Below are 10022 nucleotides of genomic sequence, written 5' to 3'. Positions count from 1 at the left end.
AACTGAAAGGCTGAGCCTATGGCTGAACCGCCTTTGTCAGGATTCTCCTGATTTAGTCAGGCAGACCAAAAGAGCATTGGACAATGAAGCGGAGCTCCTGCAGCAGCAAATCGGCCAAGAAACAGAATCACTGGCACAACTGCAGATACAAGAAGCCAGTCATTATCAGAACCTCTCTGATTTATTGAATCTTTTATAAAACAGCCGGTCTTTAGACCAGCTGTTTTTCATTAGGCTTTATCGGCAGAAGACTTCGTTGAATACGATTATCAAAAAATGATATTTAAAAAAGAGGGTCATAATTTCCATCATAAAATACTTTGATTAAGGAAATTTTATGATATAATAGTACTACAAAAATGAAAAGAAAATTATAGGAGGGCTTGCTATGGCCTTAAACAATCGCTTATGGAAGCGCATCAGTCTTGGTGCGGTTACTCTTGTCTCTGCTGCTGTCTTAACAGCCTGCGGCAACAGCACCCAGTCGAGTAGTGAAATTAATTGGTACATCCCAACTGAAATTTCGACTTTAGATATTTCAAAAGTGACCGATACCTACTCTTCAATTGCTATCGGTAATTCCGGGGGAAATCTGCTGCGTATCGATGAAGACGGAGAAGCGGTTCCTGATTTAGCGAAAAAGGTTGATGTTTCTGAAGACGGTTTAACTTATACTGCTACACTGCGCGACAATTTAAAATGGTCTGACGGGAGTGACCTGACGGCTGAAGATTTTGTTTACTCTTGGCAGCGGATTGTTGATCCGGCGACAGCTTCAGAATATGCTTATTTAGCGGTAGAAGCCCACCTTCTTAATGCCGGTGATATTAATTCAGGCAAAAATACAAATTTTGACGATTTGGGAGTCAAAGCAGACGGCAATAAAGTTATTTTTACTCTGACAGAGCCTGCACCGCAGTTTATTTACTACCTGTCTTTTGTCAACTTTATGCCGCAAAGTAAAGATTTTGTTGAAAAAGCCGGTGATGATTACGCGACAACATCAGAAGATTCGCTCTATTCAGGACCTTATGTGGTTGAAGACTGGAACGGAACGAGCGGCAGCTTCACTCTTGTTAAAAACGAAGAGTATTGGGATGCTGATAACGTTAAAACAGAAAAAGTCAATATTCAGACCATTAAAAAGCCAGATACAGCTGTGCAAATGTACAAAAACGGCGAACTTGATTTAGCTAATATTTCTAATACATCAGCTATTTATAATGCTAATAAAAGCAATAAAGATGTCGTAGATGTTCCGGAAGCCGTTACCTCTTATATGGTTTATAATCAGACTGGTTCAGTTCCGGCACTGGCCAATACCAAGGTACGTCAGGCGCTTAATCTAGCGACAGACCGTGAAGGGATCGTTGAAGCCGCAACTGATACCGGTTCTTCAGCAGCTACAGCCTTTGTGCCGACCGATCTTGCGAAACTGACTGATGGTACTGATTTAGCGAAATATGTAGCGCCTGGTTATAAATATGACGTTGACGAAGCAGCTAAGCTTTTTGAAGAAGGCATGGCAGAAGTCGGCCAAGATTCCTTGACGCTGACGCTTACCGCTGACTCAGATAACCCTGTAGCTAAGGCGGCTGCTGATTATATCAAACAAACTTGGGAAGAAGCCCTTCCGGGATTAACTGTCGAAGAAAAATTTGTCACCTTCAAACAGCGTTTGGAAGACACTAAAAATCAAAACTTTGAGGTGGCTTTAGTGCTCTGGGGCGGCGATTATCCTGAAGGCTCTACCTTCTATGGCTTGTTTACGACTGATGCTCCTTATAACTACGGTAAGTTCTCAAATGCTGAATATGATGAAGCCTATAATAAAGCTATCACGACAGATGCATTAGATCCCGATGCAGCAGCTGCGGATTATAAGGCAGCTGAAAAGGCTCTTTATGACAATGCGCTCTACAATCCTATCTACTTCCGTAAGACTCAAGCGCTTCAAAATCCGTCTCTCAAGGGTATTATCCGTAATTCGACTGGTTTAAGTGTTGATTTCACTTATGCTTATAAAGATTAAATCACAATAAAGCAGTAAATAATTGGCAAGAATTGGCTGGATCCAATTCTTGCTTTTGTTGGGAGAAAAATTTTTTTCTTTCAACAAAAGCAAATTAACAGAAGGAAAGATTATGGCTAAATATATTCTTAAGCGTGTTGCGATTCTTCTTGTAACACTTTGGGTTGTTGTCACCCTTTCATTTTTTCTTATGCAGATACTGCCAGGGACACCTTACAATAATCCTAAACTGACTGATGAAATGGTTGCTCTGATGAATAAACAGTATGGCTTGGACAAGCCGGTTTGGCAGCAGTATCTAAAATACCTTTATGATGTTTTGCATGGTGATTTTGGCACCAGCTACCAGTCTATCAACCAGCCGGTTTCCCGCTTAATCGCCCAGCGCTTAGGGGTGTCTGTCCATCTCGGTATTCAGGCGCTGATTATTGGTTTGCTGTCTGGTCTCTTTGTCGGAGCTGTTTCAGCGCGGAATAAGAATAATTGGCTGGATAATGGTTTAAGTGTCATTTCGACCTTAGGTATTTCCGTGCCCTCTTTTATTATTGGCTTGATCCTGCTGGATTATTTTGGCTTTAAATGGGGGCTATTGCCTCTGGCAGGCTGGGGAACTTTTGCGCAGACAATTCTGCCTTCAGTGGCTTTAGCCATTCCGGTTTTGGCTCAAGTGACCCGCTTTTTTAGAAGCCAAATGATTGAAACGTTGAATTCTGATTATATTCAGCTGGCTAGGGCGAAAGGTCTGACCAAGCGTCAAGTGTCAAGCAAGCATGCTTATCGGAACTCAATGATTCCTGTTCTGACCTTGGTCGGCCCCTTGGCTGCTAACTTACTGACAGGCTCTGCCTTGATTGAGCAGATTTTCTCAATACCGGGAATTGGTCAGCAGTTTGTCACATCGATTCCGACAAAAGACTACCCGGTTATTATGGGGACAACGATAGTTTATGCTGTGATGCTGATGGCTGCTATTTTAATTACCGATATCATCACAAGTATTGTTGATCCTCGTGTACGCTTGCAGTAAGGAGAATATAATGGCAAATAAAGATGAAATGTTTACACTTGTCGGAGTCGGTTCGGCCAGCTCCCAAGAAAAAATTGAAAAACCAGCTCTCTCCTTTATACAGGATGCTTGGAGGCGTTTAAAGAAAAACCGGCTGGGAGTGATTTCGATGTGGTTCCTGCTTTTTCTGATTATTTTTTCATTAGCATCGGTTGTTTTTGTCCCTCAAAATGAAGCCAACAAATTTAATACAAAAGAAGTCACTGTTTACCGGAATCTTCCGCCTAAAATAAGTGACCGTCTTCCTTTTTGGAATGGGACAATCACTTATGCCGGCAATACAGAGGCAACAGATGTCTATGCTGATCAGGGGGTTCCTGCGGACACTAAGTTCATTTTAGGAACAGACAATCTTGGACGAAGTGTTGCCAAGCGTATTATTGTCGGTGTCAGGATTTCCTTGCTTATTGCTATCGCTGCTACCTTGATTGACCTTATTATCGGGGTCACTTACGGCCTGATTTCCGGCTATATTGGCGGCCGAGTGGATACCGTGATGCAGCGGATTATTGAAATTATTTCCTCTATTCCTAATTTAGTTATTGTTACCATGCTGGGGCTGCTCCTTGGGAGCGGTGTGACCTCTATTATCATCTCAATTGCTATTGTGGGGTGGACGGCAATGGCCCGCCAAGTCAGAAATTTAACACTGTCCTATCGTGAACGTGAATTTGTCTTGGCTGCACAGTCTTTAGGGGAAAGCAAACCTAAAATTTCTTTCAAGCATATTCTTCCAAACATTTCTGGAATTATCATCGTTCAGATTATGATGACTGTCCCCAGTGCTATCATGTATGAGGCTGTGCTGTCAGCCATTAATTTAGGCGTTAAGCCGCCGACAGCTTCCTTGGGGTCGCTGATTACAGATGCACAGGAAAACCTGCAGTACTATCCCTATCAGGTGATGCTGCCGGCCTTAGCTTTGGTATTTATTTCGCTGGCCTTTATTCTCTTAGGTGACGGGCTTCGTGATGCGTTTGATCCTAAGTCAGGGGACCGTTAGGAGGAAAGAAATGAGTCAAGAAACAATTTTACAAGTTAAAGACCTCCATGTGAATTTTCAGACTTATGCCGGAGAGGTCCAAGCAATCCGAAATGTCAATTTTGAACTGAAAAAAGGCGAAACGCTTGCCATAGTAGGAGAATCAGGGAGTGGGAAGTCAGTGACAACCCGCACGCTTATCGGTTTGTCAGCTGCTAATGCTGAAATTAGTGGTGAGATTGATTATAAAGGAACTAAGCTGCATGAATTAAAGGAAGAAGAGTGGGTAAAGATTCGGGGCAATGAGATAGCCATGATTTTCCAAGATCCGATGACCAGCCTTGATCCGACAATGAAAATCGGTAAGCAGATTGCTGAACCTATACTGCTCCATGAAGATATTTCTAAGCAAGAGGCGCTGCAAAGAGCCCTTGAACTGATGAAAAGCGTCGGCATTCCTAATGCAGAGGAGCACATCAATGACTATCCGCACCAATGGTCGGGGGGAATGCGTCAGCGGGCGGTTATTGCTATTGCACTAGCTGCCAATCCCGAAATCCTTATCGCTGATGAGCCGACTACAGCATTAGATGTAACGATTCAGGCCCAGATTCTTAATTTAATGAAGGACATTCAGAAAGAACGCAAAGCTTCAATTATTTTCATTACCCATGACCTCGGTGTAGTTGCCGGGATGGCTGACCGTGTGGCTGTAATGTACGCTGGTAAAATCGTTGAATACGGGACAGTCGATGAGGTTTTCTACAATCCGCAGCATCCCTACACTTGGGGCTTGCTGAATTCGATGCCGACAACCGATACAGAAGCCGGAAGTCTCCGGTCTATACCCGGAACACCGCCTGATTTGCTCAATCCTCCTAAGGGAGATGCATTTGCTCCGCGAAATGAATTCGCCCTAGATATCGACCATGAAGAAGAGCCGCCGATGTTTAAGGTCTCTGAGTCGCATTATGCAGCTACCTGGCTGCTGGATGAACGAGCCCCCAGAGTAAAAGTACCGGCAGCTATTGCAAAACGGTGGCAAAAGTGGGAAGAATTGAAGGGAGAAAAGAGCAATGACTGAGAATCGTAAAAAGCTTGTTGAAGTCAAAAATATATCTTTAACCTTCAATAAAGGCAAAAAAAATGAAGTGAAGGCTATTGACAATGTCAGCTTTGATATTTATGAGGGGGAAGTTTTAGGACTGGTCGGAGAATCCGGATCCGGAAAAACAACCGTCGGACGGGCTATTCTCAAACTTTATGATATCGACCAAGGTGAAATTGTCTTCAATCAGCAAACCATATCGCATTTAAAGGGGAAACAGCTCCATGATTTTCGCAAGGATGCTCAAATGATTTTTCAGGATCCTCAGGCCAGTCTTAACGGCCGAATGAAGATTCGTGATATTGTGGCTGAAGGGTTGGATATTCATAAACTGTCTAAAAGTAAAGAAGAACGCCAGCAGAGAGTTCAGGAACTACTGGCGCTTGTAGGACTTAATAAAGATCATTTGACCCGCTATCCCCATGAGTTTTCAGGCGGTCAGCGTCAGCGAATCGGGATTGCACGGGCTCTGGCTGTTGAGCCGAAATTCATCATCGCCGATGAGCCGATTTCAGCTCTTGATGTTTCGATTCAGGCACAAGTTGTTAACTTACTGCAGCAATTGCAGCATGAACAAGGCCTGACCTATCTTTTTATCGCCCATGATTTATCAATGGTGAAATATATTTCTGACCGTATCGGTGTTATGCATTGGGGAAAAATCTTAGAAATAGGGACTGCTGATGCAGTCTATAACAACCCTATTCACCCTTATACGAAAAGTCTTTTGACGGCTATTCCTGAACCTGATCCGGAATTCGAACGCCGGCGTGTACCTTATGTTTACGATCCTAAGCAGGAATTAGACGGTCAGGAGCGGACAATGCATGAAATCACACCCGGACATTTTGTGCTGTCAACAGCTGATGAAGCAGAAGCTTATCGGGAAACTGCCAAAAATTAAAGTGCCTTGTGCAGAATCAAGGCGGCAAACTCCTGATGCAAAAAGTGCTCTGTGTCCTATCTGTGACTGCATTAAGTTAGGAACAGTTGGGACAAGAACAAACGCATACAGCTGAGTGAAGGGAACTTTATGTGTAGACAGTTCTCTTTTAGTGATAGTGAGACTGGGGCAGGTTATCCATTTTGGAATACCTGTCCCATTTTTATATGACTTACGGTCTTGTGTGGCTAAAAATAGCCATCTGTTGACTAGGAAGTCATGAGTTAAGATTGAAAGCCATAAATTTTGATATAATCATTGGTACGGACGGAAAAAGCAGGGTGCCATCTATCCCTCTCTTTTCCTTATGATTTAGAAAAGTGTTATTAACCTGAAAAAAATCAAGCAAAAGTCTTGCCAGAAGGAAAACCTTATGGTAAACTTGTTTTTGTATCAGATACAAAAACAATAAAAAGGGGGGAGATTATGGACACAAAGTTTTCTGTCGCTCTGCATATCTTAACCATGGTTAGTGAAAGTAAAGAGACACTGAGCTCTCAGGCTTTAGCAGAAAGCGTTGGGACCAATGCCAGCTATATTCGGAAAGTTATTGCTCTTTTGAAAAATGCTGGCCTGATGACTTCTCATCAGGGGCGAACCGGTTACCAGCTGAGCAAACCACCTAAGGAAATTTCTCTACTAGAGATTTATTATGCGACTCAGGAAATTGATCATATCAGCCTCTTTCAAGTTCATCAAAACACTAACAAAGAATGTCCTGTTGGTAAGCATATGGAAGGCGCCATGGTTCCCATTTTTTCAAGTGTGGAAAGACAGCTGGAAGAAGTCTTAGCCAAGCAAACACTGAATCATGTGATTAACAACCTTTATCTGACAGCCCAGAAAAGTCGAGTCTGACTATAGATGCTACAGTCAGATTTTCTTAAACAAAATATAGACTTGTAAATGATACAAATACAAATAAAAAGGACAGAGAAAAAATGAAAGCAGCACAGCACACAACTTACAATAAAAGCAAGATTGCACTGAATCTAACAGAAATCGCCAAACCAAAAATTTCAAGCAGCCAAGTCTTGATTAAGGTAAAGGCAGCTGGTGTCAACCCTTTAGATAATATGATTTCTCGCGGAGAAGTCAAGATGATTGTCCCTTATAAGCTGCCGCAGACTGCCGGTAATGAAGTCGTTGGCCTAATAGAGGAAGTTGGTTCGAATGTGACGAAATTTGCAGTCGGTGATCGTGTCTTTGGCCGTTTACCCTTGGATAATATAGGAGCCTTTGCCGAGTATGTGGCGGTAGATAGCCAAGCGCTTGCTAAGGTGCCAGACTATTTAACAGATGCAGAGGCTGCAGCTGTTCCTCTCACAGCTCTGACCATTATGCAGGCTCTTGATTTAATGGAAGCGCAAGCAGGCAAGACTATCTTCATCTCAGGCGGTACAGGGGGTGTAGGCGGGATGGCTATTCCGATTGCCAAGGCCAAGGGACTGACCGTTATTACCAATGGTGATGGGGCCAATGCGGAGAGGGTCTTGGCACTTGGAGCGAACCAGTTTATTGATTACAAAAAAGAAGACTATACCAAAACTCTCTCAGAAATGGACTATGCTTTAGATACTCTCGGCGGAGCGGAGACTGAGAAGCAAATGTCCATCATGAAAAAAGGCGGCCGGTTAGTATCGCTTCGTGCTATGCCAAATGGAGCCTTTGCTAAGCGGATGCATCTACCAAAACATAAACAGCTCCTATTTGCTTCAGCTGGGCGTAAATTTGATCAAATGGCTGCCAAATACGGTGTTCACTACTATTTCATTTTTGTAGAGAGCAATGGCCAGCAGCTCCAAGAAGTTGCAGACATTTTCAGTGAACTCCAGATCAAGCCATCTATTGATACTATCTATCCATTTGAAGAAGTCAATGCTGCGCTGGATAAAGTAGCTAATGGCCGTTCTCGTGGGAAAACGGTTCTCAGTTTCTAAGTTTATTAAGGAGAAAAAATGTCTTATATCACAAGTAAAAATCAGTATATAATGGTTGCGGGCAATCAAATTGCCTATAGGGAATTAGGGAAAGGGAAGTCAGAATTTCCTTTGGTTATGCTGGTCCATCTTGCAGCAACCTTGGATAATTGGGATCCTAAATTATTAGACTTATTAGCTGAGAAACAGCACATCATTGTTCTAGATTTGCCTGGAGTGGGAGCCAGTCAAGGTAAGGTGGCTCCGAGCATTCCTGAAATGGCAGAACAGACTATCGCTATCGTCCAGGAACTGGGCTACAAAAGGATTAACCTGCTTGGATTATCTATGGGTGGAATGATTGCCCAGGAAATAGTCCGTACTAATAACAGTTTGGTTAACCGTCTGATATTAGCAGGAACAGGACCCCGTGGGGGGAAGGAAATGGATAAGGTGACAGGAAAGACTTTTCGCTATATGCTAAAAGCAGGTCTGCAAGGTGTTGATCCCAAGCGCTATATTTTCTATAATCATGATAAAGAAGGCGGAGTCGAAGCAGAGCGAGTCTTAAATCGTATGGCTGCAAGAAAAACAAAAGCGCAAGATAAAAAAATGCCGTTACAGGTTTTCTGACACAGTTGAGAGCTATTAAACGCTGGGGCAAAGCAGCACAAGATGATCTGAGCTACATCGGCCAGCCAACTCTGATTGTTAATGGCGATAAGGACATGCAGGTGCCGACAGAAAATTCTTATGATATGCATCAAAAGATTGCAAATAGTCAATTGATTATTTATCCTAAGGCAGGACACGGTTCTATTTTTCAATACGCAGATGAGTTTTCAAAGGCATTATCAGTCTTTTTGGAGGAATAGTATGGCAAAAACAATTTTAATTACAGGATCTACAGACGGTATCGGCAAACATCTGGCTTTAAAACTAGCTAGTGAAGGTCATGAAATCATCCTTCATGGGCGAAATAGTGAAAAGCTGGCAAGCACACTCCGAGACATCAAAGCGTCCTCTCAGAACAGCCGTGTTTCGGCTTACTTGGCTGACTTTTCCAGCATGACGGATGTTTATCGCTTTGTCAGAGAGATTAAAAATCATTTTACACAAATTGATATCTTGATTAACAATGCAGGGCTGTACTCAGGAACAGAACGCCTAGCTACAGCAGAAAACATTGAAATCACTTTTATGCTGTCTGTCATGGTGCCTTATATCTTGACAAAAGAACTCCAGCCGCTTCTTGAACATTCAAACGGAGGCCGTATTATCAATACCTCCTCTTACATGCATTATTTTGCAGAGCCCCAAGGACTTGATTTTGGATTTGAAAAGAAATACAGTCCTAAACTGGCCTACGACACCTCTAAGCTGTATACAATTTGGCTGACACGGTATCAGGCACATCAATTCCATTTACAAGATTCAAAAATCACTGTTAACGCCTACCATCCAGGTTTAATAGCCACGAACTTAGTTAAAGGTTCAAAAGCTGATAAAAAGACAAAAGACTCCGAAACAAGCAAACTTTTGTCTAAGGCAAAAGGATTGGATGAAGGAATTAAGACAGGCTATTTTCTGGCACTTTCTCCTGAAGTATCTGACCTAAGCGGAGCTTACTTTGATGACATGAAATTGGCGCCTGTTTCTGAAAAAGGATTTTCGTTTGAGAAAGCCAAACAGCTGATTGATTATTGTGATCAAAAAATAGCTATGTTTAACAGCAATTAAACAAATACCAGTTTGCAGTTCTTGCTGCTAATAAAAAGTCTATCTTTCTGCCTCTTGTATTGAGTCAGAAGATTTTTTTGACTGTAGCTGTCAAAATACCAAAAACCCCTTGACAATAGATGAGAAGAGATGCTATACTAATTGAGCTGTCAGAGAGAGTCTGAGGGGAAAAAAGGAAAAAGTCCTTGACAGCTCTCGTATGATTTGCTAGAATAAAGGAGTTGTCTCAAAG

9 protein-coding genes and 1 pseudogene are annotated in these 10022 nt (G+C 42.5%); all 10 read left to right on the top strand.

The window, feature by feature from the left end; genetic code table 11:
• Nucleotides 1-199, top strand: a 199-nt coding sequence (locus AB3329_RS11360; protein ID WP_368396265.1) for a hypothetical protein, incomplete at its 5' end; no start/stop codon positions are given.
• 189 nt (nt 200-388) lie between these two features.
• Entirely contained in the window at nt 389-2032 is a 1644-nt protein-coding gene (locus AB3329_RS11355) for a peptide ABC transporter substrate-binding protein (protein ID WP_368396263.1), read from the top strand.
• Nucleotides 2033-2144: 112 nt separating this feature from the next.
• Nucleotides 2145-3059 carry an ABC transporter permease gene (locus AB3329_RS11350; RefSeq protein ID WP_368396261.1) on the top strand — a complete coding sequence of 305 codons (915 nt, stop codon included), beginning with the start codon at nt 2145-2147 and terminating at the stop codon, nt 3057-3059.
• A 10-nt stretch (nt 3060-3069) separates the two neighbouring features.
• Nucleotides 3070-4101: an ABC transporter permease gene (locus AB3329_RS11345; protein WP_368396259.1), complete on the top strand. Its 1032-nt coding sequence runs from the start codon at nt 3070-3072 to the stop codon at nt 4099-4101.
• A gap of 10 nt (nt 4102-4111) precedes the next feature.
• Entirely contained in the window at nt 4112-5164 is a 1053-nt protein-coding gene (locus tag AB3329_RS11340) for an ABC transporter ATP-binding protein (protein WP_368396257.1), read from the top strand.
• Nucleotides 5157-6092 carry an ABC transporter ATP-binding protein gene (locus tag AB3329_RS11335; protein WP_368396256.1) on the top strand — a complete coding sequence of 312 codons (936 nt, stop codon included), beginning with the start codon at nt 5157-5159 and terminating at the stop codon, nt 6090-6092. The genes AB3329_RS11340 and AB3329_RS11335 overlap by 8 nt, the downstream gene beginning before the upstream one ends.
• A 465-nt stretch (nt 6093-6557) precedes the next feature.
• On the top strand, nt 6558-6989 hold the full coding sequence (locus AB3329_RS11330; RefSeq protein WP_368396254.1) for an Rrf2 family transcriptional regulator: 432 nt from the start codon (nt 6558-6560) through the stop codon (nt 6987-6989).
• 83 nt (nt 6990-7072) lie between these two features.
• Complete coding sequence (locus AB3329_RS11325) at nt 7073-8071, top strand: NADP-dependent oxidoreductase (RefSeq protein ID WP_368396252.1); 999 nt, start codon at nt 7073-7075, stop codon at nt 8069-8071.
• A gap of 18 nt (nt 8072-8089) precedes the next feature.
• A pseudogene (locus tag AB3329_RS11320) lies at nt 8090-8925 on the top strand (alpha/beta fold hydrolase).
• 1 nt (nt 8926) lies between these two features.
• A complete protein-coding gene (locus AB3329_RS11315) occupies nt 8927-9790 on the top strand; it encodes an SDR family NAD(P)-dependent oxidoreductase (RefSeq protein ID WP_368396251.1) in 864 nt (287 codons plus the stop codon).
• The last annotated feature ends 232 nt before the right edge of the window (nt 9791-10022 follow it).

Origin of the sequence: Streptococcus huangxiaojuni, from assembly GCF_040930515.1 — a bacterium.
GTDB classification, from domain to species: Bacteria; Bacillota; Bacilli; order Lactobacillales; family Streptococcaceae; genus Streptococcus; species Streptococcus huangxiaojuni.
The sequence above is the reverse complement of the archived record's forward strand: the minus strand, read 5'-3'. Positions and strand labels throughout refer to the sequence as shown.

Excerpts from the sequence above, each read along its gene's own strand:
- AB3329_RS11355 (WP_368396263.1), top strand. The coding sequence starts at position 389 with ATGGCCTTAAACAATCGCTTATGGAAGCGCATCAGTCTTGGTGCGGTT.
- AB3329_RS11330 (WP_368396254.1), top strand. The coding sequence starts at position 6,558 with ATGGACACAAAGTTTTCTGTCGCTCTGCATATCTTAACCATGGTTAGT.
- AB3329_RS11340 (WP_368396257.1), top strand. The coding sequence starts at position 4,112 with ATGAGTCAAGAAACAATTTTACAAGTTAAAGACCTCCATGTGAATTTT.
- AB3329_RS11350 (WP_368396261.1), top strand. The coding sequence starts at position 2,145 with ATGGCTAAATATATTCTTAAGCGTGTTGCGATTCTTCTTGTAACACTT.
- AB3329_RS11335 (WP_368396256.1), top strand. The coding sequence starts at position 5,157 with ATGACTGAGAATCGTAAAAAGCTTGTTGAAGTCAAAAATATATCTTTA.
- AB3329_RS11315 (WP_368396251.1), top strand. The coding sequence starts at position 8,927 with ATGGCAAAAACAATTTTAATTACAGGATCTACAGACGGTATCGGCAAA.
- AB3329_RS11325 (WP_368396252.1), top strand. The coding sequence starts at position 7,073 with ATGAAAGCAGCACAGCACACAACTTACAATAAAAGCAAGATTGCACTG.
- AB3329_RS11345 (WP_368396259.1), top strand. The coding sequence starts at position 3,070 with ATGGCAAATAAAGATGAAATGTTTACACTTGTCGGAGTCGGTTCGGCC.